Source organism: Enterococcus sp. AZ128 (assembly GCF_051714485.1).
Taxonomy (GTDB): Bacteria; Bacillota; Bacilli; order Lactobacillales; family Enterococcaceae; genus Enterococcus_A.
In genome coordinates, this window is record NZ_JBIORZ010000001.1 from 2,341,624 (window position 1) to 2,359,642 (window position 18,019).

The following is an 18,019-nucleotide window of genomic DNA, read 5'->3' on the forward strand; positions in this document are numbered from 1 at the left end:
CATTACTTTCTTGAGTGCTTTCCATAAATTAGGCATCGTTACTTTTCTTGTTTGCTAAGCCAGCGTTGATTTGTTTCAGCGAGAACGCTAAGACCAAGCCGATCATCGCAACTACTACGCCTGTAATAAAAGCAGAAGTGAAATTCCCGCTGTTTTTCTCACCGATAAAGGCCGTTAAGCGTGGAGCAATAAACGCGGCTACGGAAAAACCTAGGAAAACGAACCCATAGTTCACGCCTTGATTTTTCGAACCAAAATTTTCAATCGTTAGCGGAGACATCATTGCTGCCACACCGCCTTCACAAAGTCCCAGACCAATCAAGCCAATTCCAAAACCAACAGTAGCCTTTATAAAGATCATACTCAATAAAGAGACTGCGATAAACATAAATAAAAGCATGAAGGTATTGATTCGGGTCAATTTATCCGACAAGGCCCCCCACAGCACTCTTCCTAAACAATTGCACATTGCATAAATACTGACAAAAGTTGCTGCCACCATCGGTGTTAAACCAAACATATTTTGTCCAATATCTGCGGCGTTTGAAGAAATTACCAGCCCAGAAAAACACCCGGTTGCATAGAGCATGGCAACGAGATAGAAGCGCAACGTTTTAATCATTCCTTTCCAATCAAAATCTTCTGCTTCAATCGTTGAACTCGTTGTCTCTTTTTTGTCTTCTGTTGTTTTGGCTGAATCCTCGATTGGAGCATTGCGAATCAAAGCTGAACAAATCAAAGAAATAACTAAAAAGATTGCCCCTAATTGAATGAATGTCGTCCGTACACCAAATTGTTCAATCAACCAACTGCCTAGGGGCGCAAAGATCATCGTTCCTGCCCCGATACCGGTAATAACGATACCTGAACACAACCCGCGTTTATCTGGGAAAAAGCGTTGCGAATTATTCACGCAAGCAATATATCCCAAGTTCAATCCAAAACCGCCCAACAATCCATAGGTTAGATATAATTGCCATAATTGTGTTGATAACCCTGCCAGCACAAAAGACGCTGCCAACAATAATGAACTGAATAAAATCAATTCTCGGGACTTTCCATTATCTGAAATTCGTCCGCCAATAATAATCGGTAACGGTGAAATCCCAACAGCAATCGTAAATGCCAACGCAACATCTGGAACAGACCAGCCATTTGCTGCAGCCAATGGAGAAGAAAATACGCTAAAAGCATAAATGCCTCCTTGGCAGATAATAATCCCTACCGATGCAAATAAAACAACCCAACGATTAACCTTTGTAGCAACCTGTTCGACCCCTTTAGTTCTTTCCATGATCTTCCTCCATCATTATTTCAGCTAGTTTTCCCCAATTTTGCATAAACAACTCTTCCGACATTTCTTTTAAGTCCTCTGATACTAAAACGTCAAATTCCATCTGATCCAAAACGTCATTTTTCAGATCAACACCTGGTGCGATCTCAATCAAAATGAGTTCGCCATCTACTAAATTAAAAACAGCCCTTTCTGTCACAAATAAGACTTCCTGATTCGTTTTAGCAGAGTAGCTGCCATTGAACGTAATTTGATTGACTGCTTTCACAAATTTTTTATGCGTTCCTTCTTCAACGATCGTCAAGCGCCCATCTGTTATCTCTGTTTTCAGCCCTCCCGCAGTAAAGGTTCCCGCAAAGATTAATTTCTTGGCTGTTTGAGAAATATTGATAAATCCGCCACAACCAATGACTTGATTGCCAAGCTTACTAACATTTACATTGCCAGACCGGTCAACTTCGGCCAATCCTAGAACTGATAAATCTAATCCACCGCCATCATAAAAATCAAATTGCTCATGATGATCAATAATCATTTCGCTATTATACGCATGTCCAAAATCCTTTAATCCAGCTGGAATTCCGCCGATCGTTCCAGCTTCTGTCGTCAGAATGATTTGATCATCAATTGCTTCTTCAGCGGCAATCGTAGAAACGTTCACTGGAATCCCTACACCTAAATTCAATACTGTTCCCTTTTTCAGCTCCATTGCCGCACGGCGTGCAATGACCTTTCGATTATCCAATGCCAGTTTCGGCACACTTTCAAGCGGCAGCTTCACATCCCCGCTGAAAGAAGGTTCAAATAATGTCGTTCCCGTTTGAAAATGATTTTCTGGCTCCGATACAACCACATAGTCCACTAAAATCCCCGGTATTTTCACATCTTTCGGATGCAATGTCCCGTTTTTGACTACTCGTTCGACTTGAACAATCACTTTTCCGCCACTATTATGAACGGCTTGGGCAATCGGCAGCACCTCCATATGCAAGCCTTCCTTGGACAAAGTCACATTGCCGTTTTCATCAGCAACTGTTCCACGAACTAGCCCAATTTGCAGAGGAAAACTTGGATAAAACATCCATTCTTCATCTAACAGATCAATAATCCTGACCAGTTCTTCAGTAGTTGCCTCATTCATTCTCCCCCCCTCTTGCCTCGGATCAATATAGGTTTCTAGACCTATTTTTGTGATTAAGCCAGGTCTTTTTGCCGCAATCTCACGATATAACTGCGCAAGAACGCCTTGCGGAAAATTGTAAGCCTCGCATTCATTATTTTGGATCATCTCAGAAAGTTTTGGAGAAGACGCTTTGACAATCCCGCCGATCCATCTTTTTAATAAGCCTTTGTGTGAAAGATGTGACATTCCTTTTTCTTGACGATCCCCCCAACAACTAGAGTGCATGACCGTTAACTGCTTAGGCGTTCCTGTTTTGATAAATCGTTCTTCCAGTGCTAAAGCGACTTCTTCGTTTGCACATGCCAACTCAAAACCACTAACAGCTAACGTGTCGTTATCTTCAATCAACAACGCAGCTTCTTCTTTGGTGATTATTTTCACTTTCATTTACTCCCTTCATTCTCTATTCATTAGCACATGAGATATGATCTTAATGCTAATCCAACAAATATAGTGAAATGAATCACATTAATTCCTACTTCTCTATTAAGCAAATGCTGTGCCAAAATAGAAAAACTTAGTCTTACGCGTAAAATACAAAAAAATAATGATCAAAGTGTAATGAACAATTACACTTTGACCACCATTTTTATTATTCTGTATCATTTTTTTCCAAATCAAGTTCCCGTACTTTTTTATAGATAAACGGGCGGCTGACATTGCTGACCTCGGCTGTCCTACTGATATTCCACTGATTTTTCATCAATTTGTGTTGAAAATAGATCGTCTCGACATATTCCATAAACTCCGGATAATCATAGATTTCCGCCAATGCCTGCAGCTCATCACTCTCGCCAAGCTTCTCTTCAATAGAGCTATCTTGCAAGAGGATCGGAAGCTCCGCAGTTACGACCACATATTCGATATAGTTCTTCAATTCTCTTGCATTCCCCAACCATTGAGACGACATCAAATGTCGGAGATGTTGTTTTGATAAGGTCACATCCGCCTCATACTTTTGATTGAAAGAGTCTAAAAAATGATTGGCTAACGCTAAAATATCCTTTTTTCTTTTTCTGAGTGGGGGAATTGTGACCGGAATCGCGTTGATCCGATAATATAAATCACGACGGAATTTCCCCTGCTCCACCAGCTCAAGCATATTTTGGTTGGAAGCAGAGATCAATCTAAAAGCCACCGGCATCTCATTTACACCGCCAACACGTCGGACTTTCATCGTCTCAAGAACACGTAATAGCTTCGCCTGCAGCCCTAACGGCATCTCCGAAATTTCGTCCAAAAATAACGTTCCGCCATCCGCTGTTTCAATCAGCCCAGGTTTACTTTTTTCGGCACCGGTAAAAGTCCCCTTTTCGTATCCAAAAAATTCTGATTCAAAAAGACTTTCAGGGATCGCTGCACAGTTTACAGCGACAAATTTATTATCCGCCATCTGACTATGGCGATGAACAAAGTTTGCGATCACTTCTTTTCCTACACCAGACTCTCCTAAAAGCAGTATCCGGCTGTTGTAAGAGGCGACTTGTCTACAAACGCGAATAATTTTTTTCATTTCATTACTTTCCGCAATAACTGAGGACACTCTTTCATTCTGCTCTTCTGCTTTAGTTGACTGTCCATTATCATCGACTGATAATTCCTCAAATTCCGCTTGTGTCAACGGCTCCGATTTGGTGACCACTAAATGCAGCGTACCATCTGGATAAAAAATCGGAGTCGATTTTGATTTGATATGATAACCTGCTTGTGTAGTCAGAGTTACTTCAGAGTTTTTCCCCGATTTTAATGCTTCGATCGTTGCAGAAGTATCATAGATCTCACTGGCAACTAAATCATAAACGTTTGAATTCAATAATTCATTTAAAGAAATTCCCAAAGTCATGGCAGTAAAATCATTAGCTAATAGAATATTTCCCTCTCCATCTGTAACAAACAATGTAGTAATATCGTCTGTCATCAATTTGGTTAATGTCTGACTCATTATCTTGGTCCTTTCTCAATCGTTTTAGTTTATTCATTAAAACTATTTGATTCATCAATCGTAAACATGTGACAAAAATCACAAATTTTGATAGAACAAGGGTAATATACCATTGTTTCTTCACGCCGTCTATTCCTGCTTGTCATTTATCGTTCAGGTAAGGAACTTTTATGCAATAAAAAAGAACACTCATTCAAGTGAATGAACGTTCTTTCTTATCCATGTTTAGCTTTAGAGAGTTCTTTTCTGCAGTCTCCCAACAGCAAGATAAACAATCGGTAAATAATTGAAAATAAAGCTGAGTCTCTGCCAAAACCCTAATTGTTTAAAAATAGGAAATTGATTCAATTGCGGAATACGAGCCAAACCATAAATTGCAGCCACCATCAAACTTAGCACCAATAGCGTTAAATAACGTCGGGACATCTGATGATCCTTTTGCTTCTTATAAATGAAATATAGGAACAATGGGAAAAGTAAAAATCCCGCGTATCCAATTCCAGACCCGATATTATGTACCCATGTTGAAAAATTCCACTGTGCATCCGCAGAATCTACGCTAAACACGCCGGTGAAAATGCAATCGCCAACCCCATATGTCCCAATAGCTAAAGCCGTCAAACCAGCCAACGGCCGAGAAGTTTCTTTAAAAGTCTGGTAAATCGCGGGTAACGATAATGTATAAAGACAACCGGCAACCACCGACCAAATCAAAAATGCCCCGCAGACCGGGCTGTCAACATCCCCAAATAAACTCATCACTGCTGTCATCTGATTGAGTTTTGGATAAAAAATGCCTAATACATAAGGTGTCAAAAAATCACCGATGACACCCGCCAATAAAAAATGAAAGCCGTATTTTTTCAAAAAGCTCACGTTTCTCATCCCCTTAAATCCTAGCTAACACTATTCTAGCACTGAACCTCCTAACGAGAAAAAGAAACCCTTTGCTCATTTCAGAAGATAGTGCAGCATACGCTTTGGATCATCATAGAAGAGTTTTGTTTCTTTATACGCGAGCGTTTCTTCCAAAGACAGATTTTCCAACCCAGCTTCAGAAAATTGATAGATCATCGCTTCAGGATAGGCCATCAATATTGGCGAATGAGTCGCAATGATCAATTGGCTTCCGGTCTGTACCAAACGATGAATTTCCTGTAACAATGTATATTGTCGGCTGGTTGCCAGACCTGCTTCCGGCTCATCTAACAAATAAAAGCCTTCTTTACCAAATCGGTTTTCGATAATCGATAATAGTCCCTCTCCGTGAGAACGCGTGTGCAGCGAGCGCTCGCCATAAGAAGCAAATGCTAATTCGCCGTCATCCTCCGACATGTACTCCAGCTCGGAAGCGAAATTATAGTAGGTTTCTGAACGCAAGAAAAATTTAGTTTTAGGAAGATTTCCTTTTCTGACTAAACGAACAAAATCATGCAGTTTGGAATGGCTATCTACTGTATGGAAATTAAAATTTTGACTGCCCCCTTCTGGATTAATCCCGTAAGCGACAGCGATCGCTTCCAAAATCGTTGATTTTCCAGTGCCATTGTCTCCGGATAAAAAGGTTACCGGTCGTTCAAACGACAAGCCGCCTCTGTGTAGAATTTCTTGAATAGCAAAAACATCAAAAGGATACTCCAGCTTTTCGGGAGAATCTGCTAGTTTCATTTCATGAACAAACATTACGCCGCCTCCAATGCAGTAGATACGTACATCCATCATACCTTAACTATCCTCGAGAAAGAAAGTTCCACTCCACAAAAAAGCTTCGATTCATTTCAAAAAGAAAATGAATCGAAGCTTCTAATTACTCTGCGATCAAACAGTTTAATGACTTTCCGTATTCTTGTACTACTGTATCCGCAATGTCTTGATCAATCTTACCATCTTTTTCAAGTTGTTGAATTAATTGAACAATCTTGTCATTCTCTTTACGTTCGCTGATTCGAACTTTTTGAATCAATTTGTCCAACCGTTTTCGAAGCGTTGGATAGCTGGCTGAGTAAATTGCTGCTAATTTTTTAATAGAGCCAGAAGAAAGAATGAACAGTTTTACAAATTCAAGCTCCTCTTCATTTAATTCTAAAATCCAATTCGATTCTGCGTTAGTTTTCATTGTCCACCTCTTTCCTGCTAGTTAAAAACTAAACTTTTTTTCGTTTTCCAAATACAACTAAGACGATCATGGCTAAGAAGAAGAGTCCTAAAACAACTAAACCTTTACTTTGAACACTTCCTGTTGCTGGCAATCGTTTTGTCGCTGTTGAACCATTCGTGTACGTCGTTTGTGCATTGGTTTTAGTAGTGCTAGAATTGCCCGTCTCTGGCAAGCTGATAGGATCATTTTTCTGATTGATCTCTTTTTTACTTGGCTGACTATTTTCAACAGAGAATTTAATTGGTGTTTCATCTATCTGGTATCCTTTTGGTGCTTTCGTTTCAATCAATTGATAGTTGCCATCAGCTAATCCTTTGATAATTATTGACCCATCTTCACCAGTAACGATGTTTTCTTTTCCAGATACTGGCTGTCCTTTATCATCAACTATTTTGAACTCAGCATCAGCCAATGTTTTCCCCGTTTTACTATCAATTTTCTTCAATAATATCTCACCAGTTGGAACTTCCTTTTCTGGTGTATACAAATTCTTGAAGGTTGGGACTTCACCCACAGTAACATTCTCGTAAACTGCTGAAGCTTCTAGCTGCCCGTCTTTTTCTTCCACTGTCACAACTACTTTATAGTGTGTGTCGTCGTAGGTTATACCCGTTTCTTTGTCTGTTGGGATTGCTTCGGAGATTGTGTACTCGTACGTTCCAACTTTGTCGTAATCAATCTTATCAAATGATACTTTTCCTGCGGCATCGTTTTTCTTCGTTTGATCAACTCCGCCATCACCTTTTAGTGTGAAGCTGAATTCGTCGGCCTTCAATGAACGACCGCTCAATTCCTTCTCCGCTGCTAGTTCAATACTTGTTGGCAAGGCTTTATATGCATTTTTGAAGACAGGTACTTCGCCGGTTTTGACATTTTCGTAGACTACTGAGGCTTCTAATTTTCCACCTTTTTCTTCTACTGTTACGGTGACTTTGTACTTCGTATCGTCGTAAGTGATTCCGGTTTCTTTATCAGAAGGAATTGCTTCAGAAATCGTATACTCATACGTTCCAGCTTTGTCATAATCAATCTGATCGAACAAGACTTTTCCTGCAGCATCATTTTTCTTCGTTTCATCAACTCCGCCATCACCCTTTAGTGTGAAGCTGAATTCGTCGGCTTTCAATGGACGACCACTTAGTTCTTTCTTCGCTTCTAATTGAACACTTCCTGGCAAGGCTTTATACGTGTTCTTGAAGACGGGTACTTCGCCGGTTTTGACGTTTTCGTAGACTACCGTGGCTTCTAATTTTCCGCCTTTTTCCTCTACTGTTACTGTTACTTTGTATTTTGTGTCATCGTAAGTGATTCCTACTTCTTTATCAGAAGGGATTGCCTCCGAAATTGTGTACTCATACGTTCCAGCTTTGTCATAATCAATCTGATCAAATGATACTTTTCCTGCGGCATCATTTTTCTTCGTTTCGTCGACATTATCGCCTTTCAGGGTGAAGCTGAATTCGTCGGCTTTCAATGGACGACCACTTAATTCTTTCTTCGCCTCTAATTGAACACTTCCTGGCAAGGCTTTATACGTGTTCTTGAAGACGGGTACTTCGCCGGTTTTGACGTTTTCGTAGACTACCGTGGCTTCTAATTTTCCACCTTTTTCCTCTACTGTTACTGTTACTTTGTATTTTGTGTCATCGTAAGTGATTCCTACTTCTTTATCAGAAGGGATTGCCTCCGAAATTGTGTACTCATACGTTCCAGCTTTGTCATAATCAATCTGATCGAACAAGACTTTTCCTGCAGCATCATTTTTCTTCGTTTCATCGACATTATCGCCTTTCAGGGTGAAGCTGAATTCGTCGGCTTTCAATGGACGACCTGTCAATTCTTTCTTCGCTTCTAATTGGACACTTCCCGGTAAGGCTTTGTACGCATTCTTGAAGACGGGTACTTCGCCGGTTTTGACATTTTCGTAGACTACTGAGGCTTCTAATTTTCCACCTTTTTCTTCTACTGTTACGGTTACTTTGTACTTTGTATCGTCGTAAGTGATTCCGGTTTCTTTATCAGAAGGAAGTGCCTCCGAGATTGTATACTCGTACGTTCCAGCTTTGTCATAGGCGATTTGATCGAACAAGACTTTACCGTCGGCATCATTTTTCTTCGTTTCGTCGACATTATCGCCTTTCAGGGTAAAGCTAAACTCATCGGCCTTCAATGGTCGACCACTTAATTCTTTCTTCGCTTCTAATTGGACACTTCCCGGTAAGGCTTTGTACGCATTCTTGAAGACGGGTACTTCGCCGGTTTTGACGTTTTCGTAGACTACCGTGGCTTCTAATTTTCCGCCTTTTTCCTCTACTGTTACTGTTACTTTGTATTTTGTGTCATCGTAAGTGATTCCTACTTCTTTATCAGAAGGGATTGCCTCCGAAATTGTGTACTCATACGTTCCAGCTTTGTCATAATCAATCTGATCGAACAAGACTTTTCCTGCAGCATCATTTTTCTTCGTTTCATCGACATTATCGCCTTTCAGGGTGAAGCTGAATTCGTCGGCTTTCAATGGACGACCTGTCAATTCTTTCTTCGCTTCTAATTGGACACTTCCCGGTAAGGCTTTGTACGCATTCTTGAAGACGGGTACTTCGCCGGTTTTGACGTTTTCATAGACTACTGAAGCTTCTAATTTCCCACCTTTTTCCTCTACTGTTACGGTTACTTTGTATTTTGTGTCATCGTAAGTGATTCCTACTTCTTTATCAGAAGGGATTGCCTCCGAAATTGTGTACTCATACGTTCCAGCTTTGTCGTAATCAATCTGATCAAATGATACTTTTCCTGCGGCATCATTTTTCTTCGTTTGATCAACTCCGCCATCACCTTTTAGTGTGAAGCTGAATTCGTCGGCCTTCAATGGTCGACCACTTAGTTCTTTCTTCGCTTCTAATTGAACACTTCCTGGTAAGGCTTTGTACGCATTCTTGAAGACAGGTACTTCGCCGGCTTTGACATTTTCGTAGACTACTGAAGCTTCTAGTTTTCCACCTTTTTCTTCTACTGTTACCGTTACTTTGTACTTCGTATCGTCGTATGTCATTCCGGTTTGTTTATCAGAAGGAATTGCTTCTGAGATCGTGTACTCGTAGGTCCCGGCTGTATCATAATCAATCTGATCAAATGATACTTTTCCTGCGGCATCATTCTTCTTCGTTTGATCAACTTCGCCATCACCTTTTAAAGTGAAGCTGAATTCGTCGGCTTTCAATGGACGACCGCTTAATGTTTTTTCTGCTTTTAATGTGATTTTCGCCGGTTCTTTTACTTCCTTTTTATTTTCTAAAGTAAATGTATAGGTTTGTTCTTTGGAATCAATTGTAAATTCGTATAGTGTATCGTCTTTAATATAACCATCTGGAGCACTCTCTTCTTGAATGGCGTATGCACCATAACGCAAATTACTTAATTGATCAATCAACTTTCCATCGGCAGCTACAATTTTATTGTTCTTCACTTCTAGATTTGGAATAAATATTTCATAGACATTCTCACTATTTTTACGATATATATTGAAAAAGGTTGATTCGCTAATAGAAGCCTTGTCATCACTATCGATTTTATGAATAATCAGCGCACCATTTACACCACTTGAAGTACCTGAACCATCCGTAGATTTTACAATTACTTCCTCGGTGACTTGATGAATTTCTGTTTTACCACCGCTAAGTTTTACATCATTTGTGATTTTCTCACTATTCATTATTCCTGGATCTAACTTTGTTTGGTACTCGATAATGTAAGGTTCTGTAATGTATTCGTCAAACTCGATTTTTAGACTTTGGGTTCCTTCAATCGAATCCGTCAAAAGCGAAGCACCCTTTCCTTCAGGAAATATAACTTCTGCTCCTTTATCAAAGCTGTTTCCGTTTTTGATTGCTTCATAAACCTTCACGACTACTTGATTTTTTTCATCCAAGATAAATGTTTGTTGATTTAGTTTTACAGTATCCGTAACTGTGGCATTGTGAATCTTCTTAGCGTCCTTATTGATTATTACTTGCCAATCAACTAAACGATTATTATCAAAATTTTGAAGCCCCTCTTTGGTCAACCAGTAATCTTTTTCTGACTCAAGTACTTCTGCATCAGCAGAGACTATTTTTTCACCTTTCTCATTTTGTAACTCTGCATAATTTTTATACCTATAAAAGTCTTCATCTGCATCTACTGCAACCGCAACTGATAATGTTTTGTCTGTTTCCTTAAGGAGTGTAATAACAATATCACCGTTTACAACTTCATATTTGTAATCTACTTCTGCTTCTAATTTTCTCCCGTAACTTTCTGTAAGATCACCGTCACGATTCAGCGTTGTTTCATATATTGTCAGTTTCCTAAGGACCTGTCCTTCACCTAAAGTATCAATGATTTTATAATTTGCAGGAATCTTATCCTTAAAGAGATTAAATTTAGCAATCCAATAAACACTATCTTCAGGTGCTTCAGCCTCTTCAAAGATATTCGTAAAATTCAAACTGTTTTTCTTCAGAAATTTTTTCATCGCTTCATGGACATCTTCACCTTCTTCAACAAAGAATCCACCTTTATCAGCATTTTTCAACCAATTATTATTGATCCATTGCTCGGCTTGGTCGCCTACTTTATGAGATACCCCATTTTCATCTTGATATTCAGCAAATAAAGTATTGCTGAAGCGATTTCCAGCCATTGACGGAAAACTACCTGACTCTTTCAACTCATTTTGTTTGTTAATATCAAATTTCGTTTTGTAGGTCATTATTATTTTTTCGGTAATAGTCTTTTTGAAAGTGATCTTAAATCCAGATTCCATTATTTCCGAAGTTCCTGGTATTGCTCTTGTTAAGATCTCGACCTCATAATCGTTTTCGTCAGCCAACAGCACACCAGAAGCCGTTTTAATCACTAGTTCATCTTTTATTAAAGTCAACGCACTGACATTACTACCATTTGCCATTTCATATAAATCAGTAACGACAAGGTTATCAATCGTTATGCCGGCTTTATTTATTTCAGCACTCCATGCAAGAATCATTTTATCTACATCTTTATTAGCGCCATCGGCAGCTTTATCTACTCCAATTCCTGTCTCTGGACTAACCGTACCGCCAGCACTATTGTCATTTTTATTTCCGTCATCATCAACAGTCATATAATTGTTGATTCTCGTATCTGACATGATAGGATTAGCCATTTTGGTTTCGTATGTGACTAAATAGGTTCCCGCTTCTTTAAACTTAATTTCAAAACCAACTGTATTTCCTGAACTATTTTTAGTTGTACTTTTAAGTTCCCATTTGTCCTTATTTATAGAAGAACCGTCTTGTTTGTTTTTCACCTTGATACTGTCTTCTACAAGATAATGAAGTGCGCCTTCGGCATTCTGTCCTTCATACGTCTTATCTGTTATAAGACCATCGGCTTTTGTGAAAGAAGCAGATACTTCCCATGATGCCTCGCCTGTTTGAGGATCATAGCTGATAAATCGTTTGTAGTTATCCACGTCTTTAAAACTTACAGTAGCTGATGCGTCCTTTTCCAAGAACTCATTTCCAGTAATTTTAGCAGTATTGGTATACGTTTCAAGATTTGTTTTCTTTTGATCAACATATGCATTGATTGAGATTCTAATTGGCGTTGTAATCGTATCATTAAAGGTAAAAGTCTGAGCAACGGAATTGTACGTATACAAGTTGGCCGTTTCTTCCCATTTACCATCTTTGAAGATATACCCCTTAGAAGCAATATACCCTAGCCCTTCAGGCATTGGATCAGTTACTACAACATTAGTCAAACTCTTAGCGTCTTTATTGAAATCTATCTCCCAGCTCACTGTTGCATTGCTGTCGATTTTACCGGCTTTTGATATATCAATTTGGAAAATCGGAACAACGATCGTAATCTCTTTGTTTTGATCATCATAAATTTCTGTTTTGATTTCTATTTCTTTGTCTATACTTTTCACGTCAAGAGAAGTGCTTAATTCAATTTCGCCTTTACGATTAGAGCGGTTTTCTGCATTTCCATTGAAAACAATCTTCAAATTTCCAGATGTGTCTAAATAGAAGGTCCCTAATTCTTGACCATCATTTTTAAGTATTTCAGATACAGGGTTATGCACCGCAAAACTTTCTGGGAGTTTGTATTCGTAGTAATCACCGCTAACAATGTCCACCGAATCTAGTAGCGACCAGTCGATATGAATATTAATATTGTCATTATACTTTGCTGGATTCTCAGCGGTAAATGGGTTGCCATCTTTATCCGTTATAGAGATATTATCGAATAACTTTACATTTCTTTCATTTAGATTATTGTTGTGCGTTCGGGTTTGTTTAGCTGCTGAAGAATTCGTCTCATTGATTTCAGTTTTGATAACAGGATCAGCAGCAGGATCAACTTTTTTATCGTAGTAAATAGTTGATACCCGATTATTTCCGAAATCAACCGTTTCTGTTTCTAACTCTTCAGCTGTGGTTTCTGCATTCAATTCTAAAACGCCTTCGTAGAATTTTGCGCTAGAAAATTCTGGCGCTCGACCATCTTCTGTATCTTCGTAATTCTTCTTGAATTGGAAGATCAGCTGTTGGTTGCTTACTTGATAATTCCCCATCTCACCCAAACTGCCGGATTGATCTGGAAAATTCAGGTTCGCTGGCAAATCTAATGCTACCATTGTATTTTCTTCAAGCAGAGTTGCTTCTGCTAATGACCAGTTTAATTTAGCTTTCACCGTGTCCTTCGGCTTCACTCGATTAGTTTCTGTGATCTCTTGGTCCTCTGTATTGGTAATCTCTACTTGGTTGATCACCACACCCGCTTCTTCAATCGTCTCCGCAAAGATCGACATTGGGAAAAGCCCAATCATCATTCCGCAAATCGCCGTTAGTGACCATAATTTTCTTAATCGATTCATCTATCTTCATCCCCTTTAAAACGTAATGTATTCTTGTCTGTTCGTTTCCGTCATTTTTGTACCGTATAGTATGGTGCCGGACATATTTGCTAACATCCGAACGAGTTCCCGTTCACCCTTCTTATCATCGGGCATTTCTGCAAAAGGCAAGGCACTGATTTTTTGTTCAATTGCTTCTAAAGAATCTGTGCTTTTCTTTCTTGCTGATTGTCCGCTTGCCTTCTTGCCGGTTTTCGGAAGAGTCTTTTCATCCGTTTCTTCCTGTGTATGGTGTCTTTTAGAAGATTTTTCCTCTGCCTGATCTGGCGGCTGCTCCTCTTCGACGATTTCATTCGCCGCGGGTGCGTCGTCTTCTTCTTTTATTGGATCGTTGGAAACAATCAACGTATTGCCTGTTTTTGTTAAATCAAATGAGCGGATCGCTTGTTCCTCTTTTACTTGTTCAATCAATTTCTCGCTACTATATAAGATCGATGCGTTTGATTGATAAAACATTATTGAAGGCAGCGCAAATGCAATCAATAAACTTCTATTCATAAGCGCCTCCTTTAACCGTTAGTAATAAATGACCAAACTCTGACCAGTCTTCTGGTGTGGGCGGCCGCTTCCAAATCATCTGATGACAAGGAAGTGTATCGATCAAGAAATCCGATAAATAAATCTGCGTCTTTGTACTTAATTTCTCTTCGTAACAAATATTCATACTTTGCAGCGAACTCAACATCGTTTGAATGTATTCGTTATAGCTGCTGCCATGAGAAAAATCGATACAGATGAACACAGGATCTTCCAATTCCTCTACTGAAATCTGAGTGATTAAGAAAAATAAATAATCATAGTACAATTTATTTCGTTCCTGATCCGAGTGAAACAGCTTTCGATGCGCGATTTTTTCAATAAAATCTTGAATCAATTCATCTAATTTCGGATTAATCTCCTGAAAGTAGCGTCGTTGAATTTTGGTAACAAAGGTTGTTTCCCGAAAATGGTAAATCAACCAGCGGCGATTGATTCGTAATAATCCTGACACTAACAAATGATTTGCCGTTAATTGCTTGTATTCAAAACGCGAGTTATTTGAGAGATATACTAAAAATTCCTCAAGCAGTTCTTCTGCCTGTCGATTTTCATCTTGCTCGCTGAAGACTAATTCTTGATTTAAATCCACTTCCATCATTTGACAAAACAACACTAAAGCTGCGATTTCTTTGCGTTTTTCATTTGTCGTCAAGGTATAATGTGTATCCAGCCATTTAGAAAGATATTCTGTTGCTGCATTTTCCTCATACTCAATGTATTCCTCATCTAAAGGATGTGATTTTCTCAAGCGAATCAAGGCGACACTCATAAAGAAGATCAATTTATGCTCCTTCGTTTTGGGCAGAGACAAATTTAGATAGTGTTCTAAATATCGAAAAAGCTCCTTGACCTGCATTTGAATCTCATTATCAAAAGGACTTCCTAAGCCGTTAAATATTTCATAGTAGAGACCAAATAGAAAACTGCGGATTGAAAATTCGTTTCCAATCAATTGGTTTTTCTTTAGCTGGAATCCCTCATCGGTTAATTGATCCTTTAAACGTTTATAAATTCGGTACGTACTTGATCGGCTGACATGCAGCTCCTCAATTTGTCTATCCAAACTGGTTTCATTATTTACGTAACGATGAAAGAGTTGAAAGGAAAGACTTCTTTGCACCAAGAAAAGGCGCATTCTTTTTACGATTGCATGCGTCAGGTTGTGTACTTCGATTTCTCCTGATTCAAGCAGTATAATATCAGCGTCGTATTGATTCTCTTTCAGCTCTTCGTGAACTTCTTGAAGGTATTTTTCTAATTTATAGCGAGAAATTTCAAGAATATCTCCGAGTTGATCAATCGAACAGTAAGCATTTTTATTTAATTCTAAATACTGAAGTAGGTACCATTTATAACGGTCATCATCCATTAATAAATCATTGGCCTGCATCTCTCGCTCCAATCTAATTAAGATAATCAAATCATTAATTCTATTTAATTATATTATCCAAATAAGCTTTTTTTAATCGTTATAGCAATGTTTTTGTCCTTATATTTTTGAAACGAGACAAAAAAAAGAGATTTGTTTAACACAAATCATCTTCACACTATAATTTAATATTAACATATTATTAATTAATGCAAAAAAATATTTCGTTTGTTTAGAAAATCAGCAAAAATATATTACGTTCTTTATATGACATAATTTCCTTATAATCCTTCTCATTTTAAACAATTATTTATATCAGAAAAGATCAAAAAAAACAGAGGGTTCTCCTCTGTTTTAAATAAATCTCTATTCAGCTAAATTCATTTCCATAAAGTCTAATCATTCTAAGTGTGATTCAATTGGCTATTTTAAAATGTTCGTTTCGCAATTGATACATATTTTTTCAATAGGCCCCCGCAGACAGAAGATAAAGCGATAAACACCATACCAACGATCGCTCCGACTAAAACTTGAGGGAAACCAGTCAAGCTTATGAACAATACATTGAAGGGAATATGCAGGATTCCAAAAAAATTCAGCACAGCAACTATCGGCAACCCGATACCGATCATTCCAAAAGCACCCGTCAATACTGATAAGATCGGTAAAATAAAGATTCCTGAGAAGATCACTGCGATGCCGCTGCCGATTCGTTCCATCATATTTCTGTCCTTTTGATTTCCGCCGTTTGTACCATATACATTTCTTTTCGTCATTTTTTGTTCCATTTTAAACACTCCATTCATTTTTTTATATTTCATTCGCTTCATATTTTTACAAAACGATGTTTACAATTTTAGATACCGAACGATGGTATGTATAACTTTAAAATAAAACTGCCGATGAAGGCAGAAATTATTTTCTTTGTTCGTATAAATCACGAAATTTTTCCAGCCGTTCGATCGCAGCAGCATCGAAGACTTCAACACCTAATTTCGTCATCATTTCTTGAAACAGAGCGAAACGATTGACGATACTTTTTGGATCATCATCATGAATCAAAGGCATCAACCAAATATTTATTAGCAGCAAGATCACTTCCGCCAGTTCTTTGGGATATTCCGTTTGAATAGAGCCGTCGTCGATTCCCTCTTCAATGATCGGTTGTACATAATGAGGGGCTGATTCTTTAAAAATACCTTCTAACTGCATGACCAGCATCTGAGGATTTTTAAGGAAATCGGGAGCCATTTGAAACGTATCATCTTGACGTGGATTTTCTAATGCTGAAGCAAACAAGGATTGCAACTTTTCTAATCCAGTCATATTCCGGTTTTTTTCCAGTTTTTTGAGATGTTCTAATTCACTTTCATTGTTATCATAAAGCTTATCCATCACACCATCCAAAATATCTTCCTTTGATTTGAAGTGATGATAAATCGCGCCTTTTGATAAGCCGCCAAGATTATTGACGATATCTTGAATTGAAGTATGTTCATAACCTTTTTCTAAAAACAGCTGCATCGATACATCTAATATCTTATTAACTGTTTCTTCAGGGTATTTGTTACGAGCCATGATCACTCTCTCCTATTCATACATTCGGTTGGTATGTATATAATATAATCCTTGCCAACACTATTGTCAACAATTTTTGAAAAAAAGATTTAAAAAACTTTTATCTTAACTTACTTCTTACGCCGCAGTCCTGTACGAAGCTTGCCTTTTAGGTGTTGGTATGCAAGAAATTGCTGGCGTTCACGCTTTATCGCCTTATAGCGTTTAGGCTGTTTCTTGTAGAACTCTTGATGATAATTTTCCGCCGGCCAAAACGTTTCTGCCTCTCTGACTTCTGTAATGATCGGTTTGCTATACCTACCAGAATCACTCACGAGCTGTTTCTTTTTTTCAGCGAGTTCTTTTTGCGCTTCTGTTGTAACAAAGATGATCGGTCGGTATTGCGCTCCCCGATCTTGAAATTGACCAAAAGCATCCGTTGGATCAATGATCTGCCAATAAAGATCGCTCAACTCTTGATAACTGACTACTCTTGTATCAAAGATGATCTCCACTGCTTCAACGTGACCGGTGGCGCTGCTGCTGACTTGGTCATAGCTCGGGTGGTCGAGGGTGCCGCCAGTATACCCAGACAACACTGAAATGATCCCGGGCTGCGTTTCAAAAGGTTCCACCATACACCAAAAACAACCCCCTGCAAAAATCGCGCGTTCCTGATAAGCCGGATCAGTCACCAAGTGCTTCTCCCTCAAGGTCTGGTCGGCTCCAGACTCTTTTCCGGTAATTTCCTGATAAAAGTCAGTCATGTCTGGAGTCAAATTATTCCGCAAAGCCAATGGCCGCAATTCTGCTTCCAGTTTAGCCAATTGTTCTTTGAAATTCGCTTGATCATCCAACGCATTTTTCGTTGTCGTTAATAAATAGCGTTCCCATTCGCGTGTATTGGGATTTAAGATCAGATTGTAGATTTTTTGCAGCACTTCTTCTTGAGTCACTTGCATTCGTCTCATCCCCTTTAGATGATCATTCTCTAAAATCATCTGCAATTTACCACAATTTTGTTGAATAA

General features: G+C 38.7%; 12 protein-coding genes. All 12 read right to left on the reverse strand.

Translation table 11 applies throughout. The features are described 5' to 3' along the window. Positions 1 to 28: 28 nt before the first annotated feature. The 12 genes from IGI38_RS11470 to msrA all read right to left on the reverse strand — a co-directional run bounded on the left by IGI38_RS11470 (position 29) and on the right by msrA (position 17,951). A complete protein-coding gene (locus IGI38_RS11470) occupies positions 29 to 1,294 on the reverse strand; it encodes an L-lactate MFS transporter (protein WP_438730088.1) in 1,266 nt (421 codons plus the stop codon). After that, a complete protein-coding gene (locus IGI38_RS11475) occupies positions 1,281 to 2,864 on the reverse strand; it encodes an acyl CoA:acetate/3-ketoacid CoA transferase (protein WP_438730090.1) in 1,584 nt (527 codons plus the stop codon). The genes IGI38_RS11470 and IGI38_RS11475 overlap by 14 nt, the downstream gene beginning before the upstream one ends. A 205-nt stretch (positions 2,865 to 3,069) precedes the next feature. After that, positions 3,070 to 4,419, reverse strand: a complete 1,350-nt coding sequence (locus IGI38_RS11480; RefSeq protein WP_438730093.1) for a sigma-54 interaction domain-containing protein — start codon at positions 4,417 to 4,419, stop codon at positions 3,070 to 3,072. Positions 4,420 to 4,650: 231 nt separating this feature from the next. Continuing rightward, on the reverse strand, positions 4,651 to 5,295 hold the full coding sequence (locus tag IGI38_RS11485) for a DUF998 domain-containing protein (RefSeq protein WP_438730095.1): 645 nt from the start codon (positions 5,293 to 5,295) through the stop codon (positions 4,651 to 4,653). A gap of 75 nt (positions 5,296 to 5,370) precedes the next feature. Further along, positions 5,371 to 6,138 carry an AAA family ATPase gene (locus tag IGI38_RS11490; protein ID WP_438730098.1) on the reverse strand — a complete coding sequence of 256 codons (768 nt, stop codon included), beginning with the start codon at positions 6,136 to 6,138 and terminating at the stop codon, positions 5,371 to 5,373. Positions 6,139 to 6,226: 88 nt separating this feature from the next. Then, positions 6,227 to 6,535 (reverse strand): DUF2089 family protein, encoded by a 309-nt coding sequence (locus IGI38_RS11495; RefSeq protein WP_438730101.1) that lies wholly within the window; start codon positions 6,533 to 6,535, stop codon positions 6,227 to 6,229. Between the two features lie 28 nt (positions 6,536 to 6,563). Then, positions 6,564 to 13,484 (reverse strand): Spy0128 family protein, encoded by a 6,921-nt coding sequence (locus IGI38_RS11500; RefSeq protein WP_438730104.1) that lies wholly within the window; start codon positions 13,482 to 13,484, stop codon positions 6,564 to 6,566. 15 nt (positions 13,485 to 13,499) lie between these two features. Then, on the reverse strand, positions 13,500 to 14,021 hold the full coding sequence (locus IGI38_RS11505) for a hypothetical protein (protein WP_438730107.1): 522 nt from the start codon (positions 14,019 to 14,021) through the stop codon (positions 13,500 to 13,502). Next, entirely contained in the window at positions 14,014 to 15,453 is a 1,440-nt protein-coding gene (locus IGI38_RS11510) for a helix-turn-helix domain-containing protein (protein WP_438730110.1), read from the reverse strand. Before IGI38_RS11510 ends, IGI38_RS11505 begins: the two co-directional genes overlap by 8 nt. Positions 15,454 to 15,860: 407 nt before the next feature. Continuing rightward, positions 15,861 to 16,220, reverse strand: a complete 360-nt coding sequence (locus IGI38_RS11515; RefSeq protein ID WP_438730113.1) for a hypothetical protein — start codon at positions 16,218 to 16,220, stop codon at positions 15,861 to 15,863. A 127-nt stretch (positions 16,221 to 16,347) separates the two neighbouring features. Then, positions 16,348 to 17,010, reverse strand: coding sequence for a TetR/AcrR family transcriptional regulator (locus IGI38_RS11520; protein WP_438730116.1), 663 nt, complete (start codon positions 17,008 to 17,010; stop codon positions 16,348 to 16,350). A gap of 110 nt (positions 17,011 to 17,120) precedes the next feature. Then, on the reverse strand, positions 17,121 to 17,951 hold the full coding sequence (gene msrA / locus IGI38_RS11525) for a peptide-methionine (S)-S-oxide reductase MsrA (RefSeq protein ID WP_438730119.1): 831 nt from the start codon (positions 17,949 to 17,951) through the stop codon (positions 17,121 to 17,123). Positions 17,952 to 18,019: the final 68 nt, after the last annotated feature.

Excerpts from the sequence above, each read along its gene's own strand:
- IGI38_RS11470 (WP_438730088.1), bottom strand. The coding sequence starts at position 1,294 with ATGGAAAGAACTAAAGGGGTCGAACAGGTTGCTACAAAGGTTAATCGT.
- IGI38_RS11475 (WP_438730090.1), bottom strand. The coding sequence starts at position 2,864 with ATGAAAGTGAAAATAATCACCAAAGAAGAAGCTGCGTTGTTGATTGAA.
- IGI38_RS11480 (WP_438730093.1), bottom strand. The coding sequence starts at position 4,419 with ATGAGTCAGACATTAACCAAATTGATGACAGACGATATTACTACATTG.
- IGI38_RS11490 (WP_438730098.1), bottom strand. The coding sequence starts at position 6,138 with ATGGATGTACGTATCTACTGCATTGGAGGCGGCGTAATGTTTGTTCAT.
- IGI38_RS11495 (WP_438730101.1), bottom strand. The coding sequence starts at position 6,535 with ATGAAAACTAACGCAGAATCGAATTGGATTTTAGAATTAAATGAAGAG.
- IGI38_RS11500 (WP_438730104.1), bottom strand. The coding sequence starts at position 13,484 with ATGAATCGATTAAGAAAATTATGGTCACTAACGGCGATTTGCGGAATG.
- IGI38_RS11505 (WP_438730107.1), bottom strand. The coding sequence starts at position 14,021 with ATGAATAGAAGTTTATTGATTGCATTTGCGCTGCCTTCAATAATGTTT.
- IGI38_RS11510 (WP_438730110.1), bottom strand. The coding sequence starts at position 15,453 with ATGCAGGCCAATGATTTATTAATGGATGATGACCGTTATAAATGGTAC.
- IGI38_RS11515 (WP_438730113.1), bottom strand. The coding sequence starts at position 16,220 with ATGGAACAAAAAATGACGAAAAGAAATGTATATGGTACAAACGGCGGA.
- IGI38_RS11520 (WP_438730116.1), bottom strand. The coding sequence starts at position 17,010 with ATGGCTCGTAACAAATACCCTGAAGAAACAGTTAATAAGATATTAGAT.
- msrA (WP_438730119.1), bottom strand. The coding sequence starts at position 17,951 with ATGCAAGTGACTCAAGAAGAAGTGCTGCAAAAAATCTACAATCTGATC.